This is a genomic window from Verrucomicrobium sp. BvORR106, assembly GCF_000739655.1.
Taxonomy (GTDB): domain Bacteria; phylum Verrucomicrobiota; class Verrucomicrobiia; order Verrucomicrobiales; family Verrucomicrobiaceae; genus Verrucomicrobium.
Genome location: NZ_BATR01000114.1, coordinates 131,455 through 149,666, shown reverse-complemented (window position 1 = coordinate 149,666; position 18,212 = coordinate 131,455). Strand labels below are relative to the sequence as shown.

Here is an 18,212-nt window from a genome sequence, read left to right as displayed (position 1 = left end):
AGGGTCTCTATATTTCAGGAAATCACAAGCTCCGCCAAAGCGGTGTCAAGCCACCAGCACTCCAAGACGCTGGCGCGTAGGACGACCATGCCTTTATTGAGCACCCCTAGCTCCAGAACCTACAAACGTCAGCGAAGCGGTCGAAGTTCTTCCTCGGATGGAGCTACAAGCCCAACGTTGACGAGCTTCCAGCGAGTCTACGTTGGGTACCGTCCAACGATGATACTCAGGTGGGAAGGCCGACAGCTTCCGCTTTCTCTCCCACCATCTTCAACGCCTCCATGTCGCTCGAATGCTATGCGGCACGTATGTTTGGTTTGACCTCGCGAGGCCACCCGCTGACTGACGTTCCCGGCAAGATGCCGTGAACAGCACGCAAGATGCGTGCGCTCCCCGAACTTCCCAGGCACAGGCCGTTCTGAGAACTGTTAGACCGCGTCCCGCCAACCCAAGAGGCCTGCCGCGGTGCTCCCGCTCAAGTCACCGCGCACTCCATCTCTCCATCTCTCCATCTCTCCACCACTCCATCTCTCCATCTCTCCACCACTCCACCACTCCACCACTCCACCACTCCACCACTCCACCACTCCACCACTCCACCACTCCACCACTCCACCACTCCACCACTCCACCACTCCACCACTCCACCACTCCACCCGACCCAACCTCACCAAAAACCCCACTGCCGCGTCCACATCACATAAACCCCCAACAGCAAATTCGCCACTGCATGCATCACCACACAGGCTCCCAAACTCCGGGACTTCACCGTCAGCCAGTACATCAAGGCCCCAAAGCCCAAGGCTCCAGTCCAATCCACCGGGGCATGGGCCGCCATGAAACAACCCGTGACAATGGCGAACGTCCGCCAGTCATGCCGGCCAAAGGGTACTTTCCTGAAATCGTCACCGTCTGCCTGCACATAGCGCATGAGGAAACCGCGCCAGAAGATCTCTTCGATCAGAGGCACCACGACCACCATGCGGATGAACCGCATCACGACCACCAGCGCATAGGCAGCACCGTTTGCCTCAAACAGAGTCGGATCAAACCCGTCCTTCCTCTCAGCCAGCCCCAGCCATTCCATCCACTCGGGCACTTTTGTACCCGCAGCCTCAAGATTCTGATAAAGCAGCGCTGGGGCACACCACCAGACAATGCCCAGCGTGCCCAGAACCACCGCCCACCCCAGGCCACGCCAGGGAGCCAGCTGATAGTGTGACCGGAAGGCCAGTAAAAGCCCCCCGCCACCAGCGTCTGCAGCGGGTAGATCCAATGCTCCGCCGCGTGCCTCCACCAGGGGAGTTGGAGATTCTCCACTCCCACCAGCGGCTGCAGCGCCCCGATCAGCATGAACACCGCGAGAGGCACGACATGCGCCGCCACAGGAGAGCGGCGAATGTCGGTCCAACGGGGCATGCAGATCAGTGGGGCTGCATCAGAGATGCCGGCGTCAATAGCATCAGGCTCCGGCGGCCTTGCGGTACTTGGCGACGAACGCCTCCATCCCGTCCATGGCTTTCACCAGCAGATCCGGCGCAGTGGCGTAGCAACACCGTACACACGACTCGCCGCTCGGGCCAAAGGCATCACCCGGCACCACGGCCACGCTCTGCTCTTCCAGCAGCTTCAGCGCAAACTCGCGGCCTGTGAGGCCCGTCGAGCTCACATCCGGGAAGACGTAAAACGCCCCGCCCGGGTTGAAGCAATGCAGGCCCATTTCATTGAGCCGTTTGACCACAAAATTGCGGCGCTCCTCGTAGCTCTGGCGCATGCCTTCATAGGCTTCCGCACCCAGACGCAACGCCTCCACCCCTGCCACCTGACTCGTGATCGGAGCACAGAGCATGCAGTACTGGTGGATCTTCATCATTGCCTCCCGCAACGGAGCCGGAGCGCAGGCATAACCCAAGCGCCAACCCGTCATCGCGAACGCCTTGGAGAACCCATGCAGCAGCACCGTGCGCTCCCGCATGCCGGGATACTCCACGATGCTCTTGTGCTGAGCCCCGTCATAGAGCAGCTCGCTGTAGATCTCATCCGTGAAGCAGAGCAGGTCATGCTTCACACAGAGGGCGGCGATCTTCTCCAGTTCCTCCGGGGGCTCCACAGCTCCCGTAGGGTTCGTAGGAAAGTTCAAGGCGATAACCTTCGTGCGCGGCGTGATCGCCTTCTCCACATCGGAGGCCTTGAGGGCAAAGTTGTCCTCCAGCCGCGTGTTCACCGGCACCGGCACGCCATACGCCATGGTGATGCTCGGTCCGTAGGACACATAACAGGGCTGGTGATAGATCACCTCATCACCCGGATTGAGCACGGCACGGAAGGCCAGATCCAGCGCCTCACTGACCCCGACGGTGACCAGAATCTCCGTCTTGGGGTCATAGGAAACGCGGAAGTGCTCCTCCACGTACTTGCTGATCCCGATGCGGAGGGACTCCAGCCCCAGGTTCGAGGTATAGCTGGTCTGCCCCTTTTCCAGGGAGCGGATCGCGGCCTCGCGAATGGGCCAGGGGGTCGGCTTGTCCGGCTCCCCCACCCCGAGGGAGATGACGTCACTGCGACCGATGACGAGCTCAAAGAAGTCACGAATGCCCGAGCGGGGAATCCCGCTGAGTTGGGTGGACAGCTTGCTCTCCAAATCCAGTTTTCGAGGATGGCTCATGGCGACACAAGAAGAGGGCCGTCGGTGGGCGGCGTGTTGAGCATGAAGCCGTCATGCTTGTACGTGCGCAACTGGAAGTGCGTGGCGGTGGACAGCACCACATCCAGGGTGCTCAGCTTTTCGGCCACAAAACGGGCCACATCGTAGAGGTCCTTGCCCTCCACCACCACCGCCAGGTCATAGGCACCGCTCATCAGGTAGCAACCACGCACCTGCTCATACTGCGACACCCGGCGGGCAAAGCGGTCGAAACCGCCGCCGCTTTCCGGGGTGATGCGCACCTCGATAAAAGCCGTCACTCCGGAGTGATCCGTCTTCTCACGGTCCACCACGGCATGGTACCCCAGAATGACGCCTTCCTTCTCAAGGGCGGCGATTCGGGCGGCGACTTCGGCTTCAGTGATGCCCAAACGCGTAGCGATATCGCCCGCGCTGAGGCGTGCATTTTCTTTTAGGAGTTCCAATAGACGTTCCATAGGGACGGCAAACCTAACCTAGGTTTTACAGCTTGCGAGAGGATTCACGGCCCCGTTTCGATGCAATTGTGACTGTGTTGGAATACAGTTCACAGCGGGCAGGGCGAGCCCTCACCCACCTCGCCCCCAACGAGATACGCCTCCACCCCGCCCCCTCTCCCGCCCACAAAAAAAGGCGCAGGCCGGACAAACCCGGAGCCTGCGCCCTTTGAATCTCATCGCAAAATCAACGATCGCCGAAGCTGATTCCCACCGAGCGGGCCGCCTGCACCACTTCGCTGTCTGGCTGCACCAGACGGAGCTGGTTCACGGCTTCCTCGATGGAGACATCACCCACGTGATAGCTCTGGTAGCTGACCATGCGGCCGAACTTCTTCTCACGGATCAAGTTCACGGCCTTCACACCGAAGCGGGTGCCAAGAATGCGGTCCAGAGGAGTCGGCGAGCCGCCACGCTGAAGGTGACCCAGGCGCACGTCGCGAGTTTCCTTGCCCGTGAGCTGCTCAACCTTGCGGCCAACGTATTCACCGATGCCGCCCAGCTTCACCTGGCGACGCTCAGCGTCCATCTGCTCGCGCGTCATCAAACTGCCGTCCTCCAGCTCGGCACCTTCCGCCACCACGATCAGCACGGAGCGGTGACCGGTCGCATACAGGTGGTTCACCTGGCGAGCGACGTTGTCGATGTTGAATTTAATTTCCGGGAGCAGCACGATGTCCGCGCCACCGCCGATGCCACCCCAGAGGGCGATCCATCCTGCGTGACGGCCCATCACCTCCACCACCATCACACGCTGGTGACTGTCTGCGGTCGTATGCAGGCGGTCCAGAGCGTCCACCACAGTCGCGACCGCGGAGTCAAATCCGAAGGTCATCGCCGTCGCCTGAAGGTCGTTGTCGATCGTCTTCGGCACACCCACGGCAGGCACGCCCTCGTTGCAGAGCTGCAGCGCGGTCGTCAGAGAGCCGTCGCCACCCACGATGATCAGAGCCTCAATGCCGAGGTATTTGATCGTGGCCTTGGCCTGGTCCATGATCTCCGCAGGCACCAGCGCCACGTTGTCCACGCCGATCTTGGCGGCGAAGTTGCCCTTGTTCGTGGTGCCCAGAATGGTGCCACCCAGCTTGAGAATCCCCACCGTACGATCCACATCCAGCTTGATGTGCCCAGGGCCATTGGGCAGCAGCCCCTCAAATCCGTCGCGGAATCCGATGACCTCCCAGCCGAGTTCCGTGGCCGCGCCGACCACTCCGTGAATCACTGCGTTGAGTCCGGGGCAATCGCCGCCGCTGTTGAGGATGCCGATGCGCATAGTTTAGGGAGTGTACGTGTTGGTGTTGATTTTGAACGGGTTGCTGTAGTGAGGAGGATTACAGCGGGAGTCGCCGAAATGAGAGTTTTTTAGAAGCCAGACAACAGCTGCTTGGCATCCGTTACCGGACGTCCAGACTGAAGCCAGCCGTCATATACGCCCCAAGCCTGCTGAAGGAGTCCCTGAGTTTCAGCGAAGGGATCCGCCGAGCCCAAGACCACAGTCACCATGCGGTGACGGTAGAGGACTTCCCGGCCGTTTTCCTTCATCACCGTGCCGCGACGCTCCTCAGAGACGATCACGCAGCCACCAGAGCGCGGCGTATTGCCCGTCTTGATGCCATCGATCATGCCCACGCCCAGAAGAGCGTTGGTGTTCTGCATGGGCACGCTCACCGGCTGCCCCCCGCGAAGCACCGTGATGTTGCGGGTCTTTTGGTTGGTGTAGAAACGGAAGGGAGCACGGGAGATGGCGTACATGCTGAGCCGTGCCATATCTGCGGCCGTGGAGTACGGCACGGACCGGCTGTTCTCCAGCCCATGCGGATTGGTGAATTTCGTGTTCACCATCCCCTCGCGGGCCGCCAGATTGTTCATCTCCGTCACAAAAGCTGCCAGCGCATCCCCGGTCCGTCCCCGGCGGTAGTTGACGTCCTGTCCGACAAAGAGCGCCAGAGTCGTCGCCGCGACGTTGTCTGAGGACATCATAGAGGCGTAAAGCAGGTCACGCAGGGTGATCTGATCTCCGGGAACCAGCTGCAAAGGGTTCATCCCAGCGATCTGCAGCGCCTCAGGGGAGACAGTGGCCAGTGTGTTCAGCGGCACCTTGGTGGCTTCAGACCAGTCCAGGGCGACCAGGGCCGTCGCCATCTTGGTCAATCCACCCACTGGGCGCTTCAGGTTCCCGCCCGCTTCGACGTGGATCTTCTTGTTGTACACGTCCACCGCGATGACGCTCGACTGGGCGTGCACCATGCCAGCGCCTGCGAAACAGGCGAAAACGGCGAGACCTAACAATCCTGCAAAAGAGCGACGCATCTTGTCGTACACATGGTTGGGGTGAAACATGGGAGCGGCACACTAGCGGGCATGGCGGAAGGGTCAAGGGTTCTTGGTTGCTCCCGGCCACCATTGATTCTCGAAATTCAATCATGAGAGGCCCCCTCAGAGCGAATCCTTGGTGCGCGCCACTTGCAGCCGCCGCCCCTGCGCTCTATCAAAACACCCGGGACGCACCGCGTCGCGCCACTCCATTTTCCCTTACCTAATTACGATGTCCACCGCCCGCGAATCCACTGCCGCCCTCGTCTCCACCTACTACGAAACCTTCAACTCGGGCGACCGTGGGGCCTTTTTGGCCCTGCTCACCGACGGAGTACGGCACGATACCAATCAAGGCGGGCAGGAAGTCGGCCTGGACAAGTTCCGCACCTTCCTGGATCGCATGGATCGCTGCTATGCAGAACAGGTCAAGGAACTGCAGGTCTTCGCCAGTGACGACGGCACCCGCGCCGCCGCAGAGTTCTTCATTGATGGCACCTACGTGTCCACCGACGAAGGCCTGCCCGAGGCGACAGGGCAGAAGTACTACCTGCGGGTCGGCGCGTTCTTTGAGGTGGCGGACGGCAAGGTGGACCGCATCACCAACTACTACAACCTCCAGGAGTGGCTGCGCCTCGTCGGTGCCTAGCCACCTCCTCCAGCAGATCAGCTGGCAATTTGATCCACCTCGCGAGCGAGGGAGAAATCCAGCTCGGTGAGACCGCTTTTGCTATGGGTGCTGAGGCGGAGCGTCACCTTTCTCCAGCCGATCTGAATGTCCGGATGGTGGTTCAGAGCCTCCGCCCGGGTGGCCACCTCGTTCACGAAGCTGATCCCCGCCAGATAGTACGGGAACGAAAACGTGCGGGAAATTTCGGACCCCTCCTTTTTCCATTCTGGCACAGTGGCCAGTTCAGTCTCCAGCGAGGACTCATCGAGCAATTCAGGCATTTTTGACCATGGCACGCTTTTCCAGACGTGCATCCTTTTTGCCTTGCAAGGTACTTTGCCTCACCTATAAACAAACCCCTCGCCGTGGTCCGCACGCCGGACTTATCTGCAACCATCACCTGCTGCATAAATCCTATGGGTCAGATTTACAACAACATCGTAGAAACCGTCGGCCGCACCCCGCTTGTTAAGCTCAACCGGGTCACCGAAGGTCTTGACGCCACGATTGCTCTGAAATGCGAATTCTTCAACCCGCTGGGTTCCGTGAAGGACCGTATCGGCATGGCGATGATTGAAGACGCCGAAAATCGCGGCGTCCTCACCAAGGACACGGTGATCGTTGAGCCCACCAGCGGCAACACCGGCATCGCCCTCGCTTTCGTGGCCGCCGCCAAGGGCTACAAGCTCATCCTGACGATGCCCGAGACCATGTCTCTGGAGCGCCGCACGCTTCTCGCCCTGCTTGGCGCGGACCTCGTGCTGACCCCTGGCCCGCAAGGCATGAAGGGCGCGATCGCCAAGGCTGAGGAAATCGTGAGCTCCACGCCGAACGCCTGGATGCCCCAGCAGTTCGAAAACCCGGCCAACCCCGCCATCCACCAGAAAACGACGGCCGAAGAAATCTGGGCCGACACGGACGGCAAAGTGGACATCCTCGTGTCCGCAGTGGGCACCGGCGGCACCATCTCCGGCTGCGTGGAAGTGATCAAGCCCCGTAAGGAATCCTTCCAGGCCATCGCCGTGGAACCCGAGGCCTCCCCGGTCATCAACCAGACTCTCGCAGGAGAGCCCCTCCAGCCCGGCCCGCACAAGATCCAGGGCACCGGCGCAGGCTTCGTCCCCAAGAACCTCCACCTCAAGGACAGCGCTGGCAATCCCCAGATCGTTGAGTGCTTGAAAGTGTCCAACGACGACGCTTTTGCCATGGCCCGCCGTCTTGCCAAGGAAGAAGGCATCCTCGTCGGCATCTCCACCGGTGCCAACGTCGTCGCCGCCATCGAGCTCGCCAAGCGCCCCGAAAACAAGGGCAAACTGATCGTCACAGTTGCCTGCTCCACCGGCGAGCGCTACCTCTCCACCGCTCTGGCGGACGAGGCTCGCGCCAAAGTGGGCGCTTGATCCGCTTCCCCGCTCTTTTTTCAGTCCGCCGCACGCATCCCCAGCCAGTCACCTCAACATGTCAGAATTCACGCCCAAACCGGCTCCCGAGATTGATCTCAACCCTCCTCCTCAAGGCAAGGTTGAAGAGTTCCTGGAGCAACATATCAAGAAGATCCTCGTGGGCGTGGCCTTGGGGGCTGTGGTCCTTTCGACTGTCGCCATCTCGCGTCATTTCAAACACAAGACCGAGTTGGAAGCAGCCGAGCGGTTCACCTCCGCCTCGACGATTGAGGACTGCGACGTGGTAATTGCCAAGTATCCCGGCTCCACAGCAGCAGGCAATGCCCTGCTGCTGAAGGCCGAGCTGCTCTGGAAGGAAGGCAAGAAAGAGTCTTCCACGGAAGCCCTCAACGAGTTCGTCAAATCCCACGCCCAGCACCCGTTGCACGCCAACGCCCTGCTTGCTCTCGGCAGCAAGCAGATGACCTTGGGCGACAAGGCCGGCGCGACCCAGTCCTTCGAGACCCTGAAGAAGTCCCACCCCGATACCGAACTGCTGCCGGCTGCTGACATCTACAACGCCGACATCCTTTGGGCGGATGGCAAGTCCGCCGAAGCCAAGGCCCTCCTGGAAGGCATGCTGAGCCGCTACCCCGGCAAGATGACCGCCTTCACCAACCAGGTGGACGAGCGCGTCAAGATGATCGACGCCGGCCTTCCTCAGACCGAGGTGGACCCACCGCCAGCACCCAAGACACCTGAGATTCCTGGCCTCCCGATGCCCACCATCCCAGGTCTCCCCGGCCTGCCTGGCGGTCCGCTTTCCGTGCCTTCTCTCTCCGCGCCTCCTGCGGTCCCCAGCCTTCCCACCCCGGCACCGGCTCCCGCTCCAGAGGCTTCCGCCTCCCCTGCGCTCCCCGCTCCGGTTCCAGCCCCGACGCCAGCACCTGCCCCTGAAGCTCCAGCCACTCCGGCTCCGACTCCAGCGCCAGCCCCTGCAACCCCGGCACCAGCACCAGCAACGGAGGCTCCAGCTGCCCCGACCCCGGCGGCACCCGCCCCGGCTCCCGCTCAGGAAGCGCCCGCGGCTCCGGCACCTGCCCCCGCTCCTGCTCCGGAAGCCCCGGCCACTCCGGCCCCGACTCCCCAGTAGTAGCGCTGGTCTTTCAGAATCCCACAAGCCGGTCCGGCTCACGCCAGACCGGCTTTTTTGTGGCGACTACCTCCCCGCTCGCGCGATCAATTCGCTTTTAGGGGCTCATTGGCCCAGTCCAAGCGTACTGAAGTTGAAGGGACGCACAGGTGGGACACCTCGACCAGCCCGTGGTAAAATGAACCAAACTTTCCTTGCCGCGAAAGTTGACTTCGAGCGAGCCTCGCGCTCCTTGTGAAAGTTTTCACAATCAGATTCTTACGCCGGAAAAATGAAGCTTCCCTCGTTCTTGAAACCCCGCCCGGCGTTTCCATTTGAGCTTGTCAAACCGGAGATCGAACGGGTCGAGGAACTCCTGATGGAGCAGGCCCGCGCCTTCGATCCCAATGTCGAAGGTTACATCTCCTATGTCTGCAACACTTCAGGCAAGCGCATCCGCCCCGCCCTGACCGTGCTGGCAGGCGGCGCCACTGGCGGCGTGACTCACGAGCATCGCCAGTTGTCGATCATTCTGGAAATGATCCACATCGCCTCCCTGGTGCATGATGACATCATGGACGGTGCCACCATCCGCCGTGAGATGCCCACCGCTGCAGCGAAGTGGGGCAATGCTCTCAGCGTTCTGCTCGGCGACAGCCTCTTCGCCTACGCCTTGGAACTGGCCACCCAGTTTGATGAATCCTCCATCTGCCGGAAGATTGCCCGCGCTTCCCGCGATGTCGCCTGCGGCGAGATCCTCCAGACCCAGCGGCGCTTTGATTTCAGCCTCTCGATGGAGGAGTACTTCAAGATCATCGAGATGAAGACGGCGGCCCTGTTCGCCAGCGCCACGGAGCTTGGAGCCCGCCTCAACGGATGCAGCGATTCCGTCGTGACCTCCATGTACAACTACGGCAATCGTCTGGGCACGGCATACCAGATCTACGACGACTGCATTGACCTCGTCGGCGACGAGAAGGAAATCGGCAAGACGCTCGGCACAGACCTCGCCAAGGGGAAGCTGACCCTTCCCATGCTCTTCCTCATGCGCGACGCCACGGAGGCCCAGCGCACGAAGTTGCAGCGGATGGTGCTCAAAGGCGAGCCCATGGACACCACCATCCTCGCCAGCATTGCCGACTACGCCGGAGCCATCGAGCATGCGGTAAATACCGCCAAGGACATGCTGGAAGAAGCGAGGAAAGACCTCATCTGCCTCGACGCCTCCCCGCACAAGGAAGCCCTGGTCACGATCACCCAGTACCTCGACGGACTTCTGGACCAGTGCCGTACCTCTGTCTGATCGCTGCTCTCGCCGCACCAGGCGATGACCGTCGATTCGTTCAGGAAACAACTCCCGCCGGCGCCGGCACCTCACTCGGCTTCAGTTCTTGCGCCGTGCCCAGGACCTCCCGCTGAATCAGCACGCTGACCTTCATGCCAGCGTAGCTGCCGGGAGGACCGGAGAAAATGCCGCTTACCGGCATCACCCCGCGGGGGTGGGCGCTCGCGCCCAGCGCAATATGCTTGCTGGAAACCTGCTCTCCAAGTGTGGGATCGAACCCGCACCAACCGCAGTCCGGCAAATACACCTCAATCCAGGCGTGCGTGGCTCCGTGTCCCGCCGTGGATGCCCGGGTATCGAGGTACCCGCTGGTGAACCGGGCAGCGATGCCCAGCGTGCGACAGGCCTCCATCATCAGGGTGGCCATGTCTCGACATGACCCGGTACGGAGCGACAAGGTCTGGGAAGGACTCTGCACGCCCGCTTCTTCACGGCGTCGATATCCCGTTCCCGAATGAATGGCCTGGTTGATCTGCACCACTGCCCCCATCGCGGATGCCGCCGGAGACACTCTCAACACCTCGTTGACCCACCCTCTGACCGCCTCAGACTCGTCGGGATAGGTCAGCTTCAGATAGCCGTCCACCACAGCGGTTTCAATGAGCGGATACACCACCGGCAGCGCCACCATGGAACAACGACTGCCCTCCATCGGTGCCTCGTCACTGAGGGCATCCACGACATCCATCTTCACCTCACTCACAATCTCCAGCCTGTCAGACTCCTCCTCGATCTCAGCCAAGGCCACATGGTTCCCATACAGGTCATTCATCCAGAAGAACCGCGCCTTGGGTGTGAGCGCCAGTTGATGCTGAAGCACGGTCGTGCGGTGCCCCTCCCTGGGCCTGAGCACCAGCCGGTGGATGCCAAACTTCACCGGGGCGGAGTAGCGGTACTCCGTGCGGTGAACGATGTGAAACCTCGTCATGGCATTGACTTGAAGGATCGATGGGCCAGCGGCAAACCTGCCCGGATTGCAGCCACCTAAGCGGCCACGCTGCGCGGTCCCCTACCCGGTTCGGCCGAGGTGAGCGAGATTGCCTGCTCCCGGATCTCTGACGGACTCATCTTCTGGTAAAGGTCGTCTACAGCCAGACAGCTCACCTTTTGGTGGTTGAGCTGGAGCGGGCCGAAGGAGGTGGAAATGGAAACGTCCGCCGCATCGCGCCCGGTGCCGATCCGCACCATCCCGTCCGGGGAGGCCAGTCCCGTGGCATCCCACACCAACCAGTGACCTCCGATCCAGGTCTCAAAACAGGCGTGGAAGTCCGGCGGCTCCAGCTCATACGCATACCCGGTGAAATACCGTGAGGGGATGTTCATGGCCCGACACAGAGCAATCCCCAGATGCGCAAAGTCCCGGCACACCCCTGCCCGCTCCACGAGCGTGTCCACCGCCGAGGTGCTGGCGTGAGTGGAGCCACTGGTGTAGCTCACATGATTTCGGATCCAGTCACAGACGGCCAGAACCTTCTCGTACGGAGTAGCCGCCCCATCGAATTCACTGGCGGTCAAATCACCCAGCCGGTCAGATTGGCAGTACCGGCTGGGATAAAGGTAATTCAGCAGCTCAAGATCAAAATGCCCTGGGTCGGTTTCAGGAAGCACCCGACCGTCCAGCCGCTCCACAGACACCTCCACCGTGGCTTCGTACCGGATCTGGTAGATTCCCGGAACCTCCAGCGTGATGAGATCGAACCGGTTGCCGGTGCTGGCACAGACCTGCGTTTCAAAAGGGATGCCCCCGGTGATCACAAACCGTTCCTGCTCCACCCGCTGGCGCTCACATTCGCCTGCCCGGATGTTCAGCAGAAACGTGACGGGTTGGGTGGCAGTGTATTCCAGCTCGCTGGCGACGTTGAATCGGCTCATGATAATATAAAGCTAGGCAAAAGTTGAGGTAAGGTGCCGCTTGACCGGGCCAGTCCTCCCGGCGTTGTTTGTCCGATGCAATTGCGCATCCAGGACCTCCCCGTAAACGACCGCCCTCGCGAGCGCCTCCTCAACACCGGGGCGGACTCCCTCACCAATGCTGAGCTTCTGGCGATCTTCATCAATACGGGTCTTCCGGGGGAGAATGCTGTTCAGGTCGCGCAGAGGCTGCTGAAGACTTACCGCACGTTGCGCAATTTGTCCCGGCGCTCTGCCAAAGAATTGCAGAAAGAGTTCAAGGGCCTGGGACCCGCCAAGACGGCCCATCTCGTGGCCGCCTTCGAGCTGGGGCGCCGCGCCGCGCAGGAAGAGGTGCTGGAGGACAAGATGGACTCTCCAGAGCTGGTGTACCGCTACCTCGGTGCCGACATGGCACGACAGGGCTATGAAACCCTTCGCATCCTGGTGCTCAATACCAAACTTTGCCTGGTGCATGACGAGGTGGTCTTTCAAGGCACGCTCAACGAAAGCCCCGCGCACCCTCGTGAAATTATTCGTGCCGCCCTCATCCACCGCGCTCACGCTTTTATCCTCGCGCACAACCACCCAAGCGGTGACCCAGCCCCCAGCGATGCAGATCGCCGTTTCACCCGTCGCATCAATGAGGCCGCACAGCTCATGCAGATCGAGCTCCTCGACCACGTCATCATCGGCGCCCCCAGACCCGGGGCCAAGCCCTACTTCAGCTTCAAAGAGAGCGGCATGATCTGAGTCTCGGCCCCCTTGCCGAAACGAAAAGGGACCGCGCTCTCACGAACGCGGTCCCTCATGCCAGACTTCGATTGCTAGTTTTTGGCGCAAACCACCTTGTGGAAGATGCCTGCCGCTGCCGCCCCGAGAATGGGAGCCAGCCAGAAAACCCAGAGCTGTGAAAGAGCCCAGCCACCCACCACCACGGCCGTGCCGGTGCTGCGGGCGGGATTCACGGATGTGTTCGTGACCGGAATGCTGATCAGGTGAATCAGCGTCAAGCCCAGGCCGATGGCGATGGGCGCAAACCCGGCCGGAGCCCGCTCATCTGTGGACCCCAGGATGATGATCAAGAACATGAAGGTCATCACGAACTCAGTCAGGAATCCCGCGGCGAGGCTGTAGCCCCCGGGAGAATGTTCCGCGAAACCGTTGGAGGCGAATCCGCCTTCCAGGCTGAAGCCAGCCTTGCCATTGGCGATCGTGTAGAGCGTGAAGCCTGCCACAATCCCCCCAGCGACCTGGGCCACCACGTAGGGGATCAGATCCTTGGCCGGAAAACGCCCCCCGACCAGCAGGCCGATGGACACGGCCGGGTTCAGGTGACAACCGGAGATGTGCCCGATGCTGTAGGCCATCGTCAAGACCGTCAACCCGAAGGCAAACGACACCCCTACCAGCCCGATCCCCACCTCTGGGAAGGCAGCAGCCAGCACTGCACTACCGCAGCCTCCCAGCACGAGCCAGAAGGTGCCCAGAAATTCCACGATGGCTTTCTTCGCAATGGACATGAGTTGAGTTCCTTTCTCTATGGTTTTTAGTTTACGTTGACGTCTTGAGTTTATCTCCTGACATTCCCCTGCCGATCAAGCCGACAGAGAGACACACTCCCGCTTGCCCCTAGCAGTTGGAGGCGCTCAAAGAGCCCTCCCAAAAGACCTGGATCTCCAGGCATCGTCTGCCGCACGGGCACCCCCAAGCCCGCTCCCCTGGCAATCTGTTTTTCCGCATTCATTTGGCTGAGACGGGCCAGAAGCTCCCCCGATGCACATTTAGGGTTGCTTCAATTTATGAATCATATCCCAACCATGAGCCAGATTTCTATCCAATTTCCGCAAAAGTTCCGACAAAACCGCCCACCGTTGCCATGTGACCAAGATCACCCCGGCCTCAATCACCTGGAACGCCTCCCCTGCCCGGGAGCACCTCGAGGTTGCGCTCCCAGCGCTCCCGCCTAAACTTTTAGTCGCTGTTTCCGACTCATCCGCCAACCATGATCCACCCGACTGCCCTCGTTTCCGCTGAAGCCAAAATTGACCCGAGCGCGGAAATTGGGGCTTACGTGATCATTGAGGGTCCCGTCCAGATCGGAGCCGCCTGCCGGATCGCCCCGCACGCCCAAATCGTCGGTGACACCGTGATTAGCGAGGGCACCTCCATCGGCCGGGCCGCTGTCATTGGGGAATTCCCCCAGGACATCGGATTCACCCCCGCCATTCAGAGCGGAGTCCGCATCGGTCGGAACAACGTCATCCGCGAGCACGTCACCATCCACCGCGGCTCCAAGGACGGCGGCCTCACAGAGGTGGGCGATGGCAACTTCATCATGGTGGGCGCACATCTGGGCCACGACGTGAAGCTCGGGAACAAAAACATCATCGCCAATGCGGCCCTGATCGCCGGGCACGTCCATCTGGGAAACAACACTTTCCTCGGCGGCGGTGCCGTCTTTCACCAGTTCCTCCGGATCGGCGACTACTGCGTCGTGCAGGGGAACAGTTCCTTCAGCAAGGACATTCCCCACTACTGCTCAGCCGGCCGTACCAACCTGATCACGGGGATGAACGTCATCGGCCTCCGGCGCCAGGGGTTCACTACCGAAGACCGGAAGCACATCAAGGAGCTCTTCGATCTCATATACCGGAGCGGACGGAACCTCAAGCAGGCAGTGGCGGAGGCTCGCACCCGTACCTGGCCCGACCACGCCGAAAGATTCCTCCAGTTCTTTGAGGCCCCCAGCAAAAAGGGCGTGGGCACCCTGCGTGTGCGCTCCGAGGCCGACGACGAGTAATCCAGCGCGTCACCGCGCCAGCCCGGGCCTACCGCGGCGTCACATCCACCGCGACCTTCAGGCTCTGCTCCCCGCTGCCATAGACCACCCCGCGCAGCGGCGACACATCGGCGAAGTCCCGCCCATAGGCGACGGTGATGTGGCGCTCTTGAGGCCGACATTTGTTGGTAGGATCCAGGTCCTGCCACTGATGCACCGGTCCACACCACACACTCACCCAGGCGTGGGAGGCATCCGCCCCCACCATCTTGGGTTTCCCGGGAGGAGGCAGAGTCTCCAGATAGCCCGACACATAGCGGGCCGGGATCCCTAGAGAGCGAATGCAGGCGATCAGGATGTGGGCAAAATCCTGACACACCCCGCGACGTTTCTCGAACGCCTCGTGCACCGGCGTCGCCACATCGGTGGCTGCCGGATCGAACTTGAAGTCGCGGAAGATCCGCTCATTGAGATCCAGCGCCGCCTTGAGCACCGTCACCCCGGGCTTGAAAGACTCCAGAGCATACTCCGCGAACTGCTTTCCCGGCTTCACCATCGCCGAGGCGAACGCATACTCCCCCGCCGCCACATCAGGCGTCAGGAAATCACCTCGCACAGCCTCCCGCAGCGTCTCCCATGCAGGAGTCTCCTCTGGTGCCGCCAGCACGGGCGGATGCACCACCACGAAGCTGTGTGCCGTCACGGTCAGGGTCTTGTGCGCCCCATGCAGCGCAAAGAACAGACACTGGTTGCCAAAGTAGTCCCGATGACCCGCCAGACTCATCGGCTCCGGCTCCACATCCACGCCGTGCCACTCACAATGCTGATGCAGCAGCTCCCTGGGGGCGAGACGCGCCAGATGGTGCCCGATGCTGACGGACTCATCGTAGGTGTAAGTGGAACGATGGTGGATTTCGTAGCGCAAAGCTCTGGTGGTTGGGATGAAGAAAGGATGGGGAACTAGGAATGCACAAGTGCCACCCGGGTGGTCGACCGCGGGTCAGCTGACACGACGGAGAGCGTGGCTGAAGTAATGCTGGCTGATGGTGTCAGAGAGAGACTCCAGGCCAGCTTGCAGGCGGGTGCAGAGACGGACCAGCAGGCCAGGGCTGCGATCCTCAGCGCCCGCCAGCGCGTTCAGATCCACGCCCGCCAGCTCGGAGAGCATCATGTCCACCTGCTTCTTCTCACTTCCCGTCATGCCTTCCATTCCGTCGCGGGGAAGCTGGGACGCATGCCGGGTGAGCTGGTAAAGCTGCCAGATCAGGGAACGCGGGTTGGAATCATCGGCAATCAGCAGATCCAGCACCGGACCCAGCTGGGGACGGGCGTGGTACCGCCGCCGGTAGGTCATCGCGCTATCGCAGATCTCCAGCAGCGGACTCAGCACGGCATCATTCCGCGGTGAGGGGTGAATCGTCGCGTGAATGAGCCGGACCAGGCCGCGGGCTCGCTCCAGACGTCGACCGAGATCGAGGAAACGCCACCCGTGCCCGCGAGTCATGTTCTCCATCTCCATGCCCGAGAAGGCCGCCAGGTCTAGTACCACGGCATTCAGCATCTCCAGCACCTCGGGCACCTTCAAGCGGGTGGCTTGGGACCGGGTATGGCGCTCCAGCTGGTTGAACAGCCGCCAGGTGTCGTCAGAGAGCCGGTCGCGCAACGCAGTCGCATTGTACCGGACCCGGTTAAGCAGGTCTCTCACACTGTCTTCACGGCGGGAATTTTCCAGCAGGGCCAGCAGTTCACCGCGCAGTTCACCCGGCACCACCTTCTTGCCAAACCGGTCTGGGAGCCTTCCCAGGGAAACCATCCACGGCACCAGCGCAGCCAGTTCCCGCGCCTGCTCCTCACTCCCCTCCCCGGCGAACCGCTGCACCACGGCACGGAGCACGCGCACGCCGTCTTCCAGACGTTCGACATAGCGCCCCAGCCAGAAGAAATGGTCGGCCACTCGGCTGGGCACCTCCCCCGCCTGACGCTCTGGCCGGATGGCCACCGTGGGTGAAAGCAACAGTGTCAGCTGCTCCACAGGGCCGTCAGCCAGCACCCAGGTGTCCTTGCTCACGCCCCCGGACTGCATGGACACGACCAGCCCCTTGGGCGACGGGCTCACGCGGGTCAACCCGCCAGGCATCACGGCAAAATCATTCCCGCAGGGTACAATGTAACAACGCAGCACCAGCGGACGCGACTCGATCTTCCCCTTGTCAAACACCGGGGCCGAGGACAGGGAGAGCACCTCCTGGGCGGCGTACTCGTGCGGGGCCATCCGCACCTTTGCCAGCAGCGCCTCACGCTCAGCCTCTGTCAGATCGGCACCGAACACAGGCTGCCCTGCGCCACCGACAAAGGCACGCTTCAACACGAAGCGGTCCAGATGCTTCTCGACGTGCGCCAGCTCCTTCGGCTGGCCGCACCACCAGGTCACCGCATTGGCAAGCTTCAGATCCTCACCCAGCAGATGCCGGGAAAGACCAGGCAGGAAGGGCAGCAGCGCAGGCGTCTCCACCACCCCGGCCCCCATGCCATTGACGATCGCCACCGTGCCCGCGCGCCAGGCCTCCATCAACCCCGGCACGCCCAACCACGTGTCCGTGCGGAGTTCGAGGGGATCACAGAACGTGTCATCGACACGACGCACAATCACGTCCACCTGCCGCAGACCTTCCAGGGTCTTCAGGAACACCTTGCGCCCCCGCACCGTCAGGTCCGCGCCTTCCACCAGCGGGAAACCCAGGTACCGCGCCTTGTAAGCGTGCTCGAAATAGGTCTCATTGAGCGGCCCGGGCGTGAGCAACACCACCGTGGGGTCCCCCCGATGCTGGGGAGCCAGGTCCCGCAGAGAATCCCGCTCCATCTGGAAGAAGGAGGCGAGCCGCTGCACATTCATGTCCCGAAACTCATCTGGGAACAGGCTGGTCAGCACGATGCGGTTCTCCAGCGCATACCCCTTTCCGGAAGGCGCCTGGGTGCGATCCGCCAGCACGATCCAGCGGCCGTCTGCGCCCCGCGCCAGATCCACCGCATGGTGAAAGAGAAACGAACCACCCGCCGGCTTGATGCCGTGGCTCGCCCGCAAAAAGCCCGGGTTGGCAAACACCAGCCCCGGAGGAACCCAGCCCTGCTTGAGGAGACGCTGCTCCCCGTACAGGTCATTCACCACCTGCCGGAGCAGCCGGGAACGCTGCTTCAGACCCGCCTCCAGCAAGCGCCACTCCTCCGCCCCGATGATGTGGGGGAAGATGTCCAGCTGCCACAGCCGGCTCAGCGCCTGCTGGTCGTTGTAGATGGTGTAGGTTGCCCCGTGATCCCGGAGCAGCTGATTGGCAGACTCGCGCTTCTGCGCCAGATCAGCCGTCTGCAATCGGGACACGCTTTCCAGAAATCCAGACCAGGCGGGGCGCATGGCTCCGTCCGGTTGCCAGACTTCGTGAAAACCGTCGCCAGCCGCCCGGGCGGACGCGAGCATTTCAGCAATGCTCACGCTGTCAGGTGAGGAATCCATAGGGGCAGTT

General features: G+C 61.7%; 17 protein-coding genes. 6 read left to right on the top strand and 11 right to left on the bottom strand.

The window, feature by feature from the left end; all coding sequences use genetic code 11:
- Positions 1 to 667 precede the first annotated feature (667 nt).
- From BV106_RS35985 to BV106_RS35980, 5 genes are all read right to left on the bottom strand, one after another.
- Entirely contained in the window at positions 668 to 1,297 is a 630-nt protein-coding gene (locus BV106_RS35985; protein WP_265595911.1) for a CAAX prenyl protease-related protein, read from the bottom strand.
- Positions 1,298 to 1,462: 165 nt separating this feature from the next.
- A complete protein-coding gene (locus BV106_RS21055; RefSeq protein WP_038167872.1) occupies positions 1,463 to 2,665 on the bottom strand; it encodes an aminotransferase class I/II-fold pyridoxal phosphate-dependent enzyme in 1,203 nt (400 codons plus the stop codon).
- Entirely contained in the window at positions 2,662 to 3,141 is a 480-nt protein-coding gene (locus tag BV106_RS21050; protein ID WP_009961507.1) for an Lrp/AsnC family transcriptional regulator, read from the bottom strand. The genes BV106_RS21055 and BV106_RS21050 overlap by 4 nt, the downstream gene beginning before the upstream one ends.
- Positions 3,142 to 3,367: 226 nt before the next feature.
- On the bottom strand, positions 3,368 to 4,453 hold the full coding sequence (locus BV106_RS21045; RefSeq protein WP_009961506.1) for an ATP-dependent 6-phosphofructokinase: 1,086 nt from the start codon (positions 4,451 to 4,453) through the stop codon (positions 3,368 to 3,370).
- Between the two features lie 89 nt (positions 4,454 to 4,542).
- Positions 4,543 to 5,520 (bottom strand): serine hydrolase, encoded by a 978-nt coding sequence (locus BV106_RS35980; protein ID WP_051946131.1) that lies wholly within the window; start codon positions 5,518 to 5,520, stop codon positions 4,543 to 4,545.
- 205 nt (positions 5,521 to 5,725) lie between these two features.
- On the opposite strand from BV106_RS35980, the gene BV106_RS21035 reads away from it, so the two are divergent.
- Positions 5,726 to 6,142: a ketosteroid isomerase-related protein gene (locus tag BV106_RS21035; protein WP_038167870.1), complete on the top strand. Its 417-nt coding sequence runs from the start codon at positions 5,726 to 5,728 to the stop codon at positions 6,140 to 6,142.
- A gap of 17 nt (positions 6,143 to 6,159) precedes the next feature.
- Here BV106_RS21035 and BV106_RS21030 read toward each other — a convergent pair whose 3' ends face one another.
- The gene (locus tag BV106_RS21030) at positions 6,160 to 6,444 is read right to left on the bottom strand and encodes a 4a-hydroxytetrahydrobiopterin dehydratase (protein ID WP_038167964.1); all 285 of its coding nucleotides are present in this window, start codon (positions 6,442 to 6,444) and stop codon (positions 6,160 to 6,162) included.
- Positions 6,445 to 6,579: 135 nt separating this feature from the next.
- On the opposite strand from BV106_RS21030, the gene cysK reads away from it, so the two are divergent.
- The 3 genes from cysK to BV106_RS21015 all read left to right on the top strand — a co-directional run bounded on the left by cysK (position 6,580) and on the right by BV106_RS21015 (position 9,980).
- Positions 6,580 to 7,563, top strand: coding sequence for a cysteine synthase A (gene cysK / locus BV106_RS21025; protein ID WP_038167868.1), 984 nt, complete (start codon positions 6,580 to 6,582; stop codon positions 7,561 to 7,563).
- 58 nt (positions 7,564 to 7,621) lie between these two features.
- Complete coding sequence (locus BV106_RS21020) at positions 7,622 to 8,698, top strand: tetratricopeptide repeat protein (protein WP_038167867.1); 1,077 nt, start codon at positions 7,622 to 7,624, stop codon at positions 8,696 to 8,698.
- A gap of 271 nt (positions 8,699 to 8,969) precedes the next feature.
- On the top strand, positions 8,970 to 9,980 hold the full coding sequence (locus BV106_RS21015) for a polyprenyl synthetase family protein (protein ID WP_038167865.1): 1,011 nt from the start codon (positions 8,970 to 8,972) through the stop codon (positions 9,978 to 9,980).
- A 40-nt stretch (positions 9,981 to 10,020) separates the two neighbouring features.
- Here BV106_RS21015 and BV106_RS21010 read toward each other — a convergent pair whose 3' ends face one another.
- Complete coding sequence (locus BV106_RS21010) at positions 10,021 to 10,950, bottom strand: transglutaminase family protein (RefSeq protein WP_051946130.1); 930 nt, start codon at positions 10,948 to 10,950, stop codon at positions 10,021 to 10,023.
- A 56-nt stretch (positions 10,951 to 11,006) separates the two neighbouring features.
- Positions 11,007 to 11,894 carry a transglutaminase family protein gene (locus BV106_RS21005; RefSeq protein WP_051946129.1) on the bottom strand — a complete coding sequence of 296 codons (888 nt, stop codon included), beginning with the start codon at positions 11,892 to 11,894 and terminating at the stop codon, positions 11,007 to 11,009.
- A 75-nt stretch (positions 11,895 to 11,969) separates the two neighbouring features.
- On the opposite strand from BV106_RS21005, the gene radC reads away from it, so the two are divergent.
- Entirely contained in the window at positions 11,970 to 12,665 is a 696-nt protein-coding gene (gene radC / locus BV106_RS21000; RefSeq protein ID WP_051946128.1) for a DNA repair protein RadC, read from the top strand.
- Positions 12,666 to 12,739: 74 nt separating this feature from the next.
- Here radC and aqpZ read toward each other — a convergent pair whose 3' ends face one another.
- Complete coding sequence (gene aqpZ, locus BV106_RS20995) at positions 12,740 to 13,435, bottom strand: aquaporin Z (protein WP_343123379.1); 696 nt, start codon at positions 13,433 to 13,435, stop codon at positions 12,740 to 12,742.
- A 482-nt stretch (positions 13,436 to 13,917) separates the two neighbouring features.
- On the opposite strand from aqpZ, the gene lpxA reads away from it, so the two are divergent.
- Entirely contained in the window at positions 13,918 to 14,715 is a 798-nt protein-coding gene (gene lpxA, locus BV106_RS20985) for an acyl-ACP--UDP-N-acetylglucosamine O-acyltransferase (RefSeq protein ID WP_038167858.1), read from the top strand.
- Between the two features lie 28 nt (positions 14,716 to 14,743).
- Here lpxA and BV106_RS20980 read toward each other — a convergent pair whose 3' ends face one another.
- On the bottom strand, positions 14,744 to 15,619 hold the full coding sequence (locus BV106_RS20980; RefSeq protein WP_038167856.1) for a transglutaminase family protein: 876 nt from the start codon (positions 15,617 to 15,619) through the stop codon (positions 14,744 to 14,746).
- Positions 15,620 to 15,694: 75 nt separating this feature from the next.
- The gene (locus BV106_RS20975; RefSeq protein WP_051946127.1) at positions 15,695 to 18,202 is read right to left on the bottom strand and encodes a circularly permuted type 2 ATP-grasp protein; all 2,508 of its coding nucleotides are present in this window, start codon (positions 18,200 to 18,202) and stop codon (positions 15,695 to 15,697) included.
- Between the last annotated feature and the right edge of the window lie 10 nt (positions 18,203 to 18,212).

What these genes read in the sequence shown, in the direction of transcription:
- radC (WP_051946128.1), top strand. Translation starts at nt 11,970, where the DNA reads ATGCAATTGCGCATCCAGGACCTCCCCGTAAACGACCGCCCTCGCGAG.
- BV106_RS21050 (WP_009961507.1), bottom strand. Translation starts at nt 3,141, where the DNA reads ATGGAACGTCTATTGGAACTCCTAAAAGAAAATGCACGCCTCAGCGCG.
- aqpZ (WP_343123379.1), bottom strand. Translation starts at nt 13,435, where the DNA reads ATGTCCATTGCGAAGAAAGCCATCGTGGAATTTCTGGGCACCTTCTGG.
- BV106_RS21015 (WP_038167865.1), top strand. Translation starts at nt 8,970, where the DNA reads ATGAAGCTTCCCTCGTTCTTGAAACCCCGCCCGGCGTTTCCATTTGAG.
- BV106_RS21005 (WP_051946129.1), bottom strand. Translation starts at nt 11,894, where the DNA reads ATGAGCCGATTCAACGTCGCCAGCGAGCTGGAATACACTGCCACCCAA.
- BV106_RS35980 (WP_051946131.1), bottom strand. Translation starts at nt 5,520, where the DNA reads ATGTTTCACCCCAACCATGTGTACGACAAGATGCGTCGCTCTTTTGCA.
- BV106_RS20975 (WP_051946127.1), bottom strand. Translation starts at nt 18,202, where the DNA reads ATGGATTCCTCACCTGACAGCGTGAGCATTGCTGAAATGCTCGCGTCC.
- BV106_RS21035 (WP_038167870.1), top strand. Translation starts at nt 5,726, where the DNA reads ATGTCCACCGCCCGCGAATCCACTGCCGCCCTCGTCTCCACCTACTAC.
- BV106_RS21020 (WP_038167867.1), top strand. Translation starts at nt 7,622, where the DNA reads ATGTCAGAATTCACGCCCAAACCGGCTCCCGAGATTGATCTCAACCCT.
- BV106_RS21055 (WP_038167872.1), bottom strand. Translation starts at nt 2,665, where the DNA reads ATGAGCCATCCTCGAAAACTGGATTTGGAGAGCAAGCTGTCCACCCAA.
- BV106_RS21010 (WP_051946130.1), bottom strand. Translation starts at nt 10,950, where the DNA reads ATGACGAGGTTTCACATCGTTCACCGCACGGAGTACCGCTACTCCGCC.
- lpxA (WP_038167858.1), top strand. Translation starts at nt 13,918, where the DNA reads ATGATCCACCCGACTGCCCTCGTTTCCGCTGAAGCCAAAATTGACCCG.
- BV106_RS21030 (WP_038167964.1), bottom strand. Translation starts at nt 6,444, where the DNA reads ATGCCTGAATTGCTCGATGAGTCCTCGCTGGAGACTGAACTGGCCACT.
- BV106_RS21045 (WP_009961506.1), bottom strand. Translation starts at nt 4,453, where the DNA reads ATGCGCATCGGCATCCTCAACAGCGGCGGCGATTGCCCCGGACTCAAC.
- cysK (WP_038167868.1), top strand. Translation starts at nt 6,580, where the DNA reads ATGGGTCAGATTTACAACAACATCGTAGAAACCGTCGGCCGCACCCCG.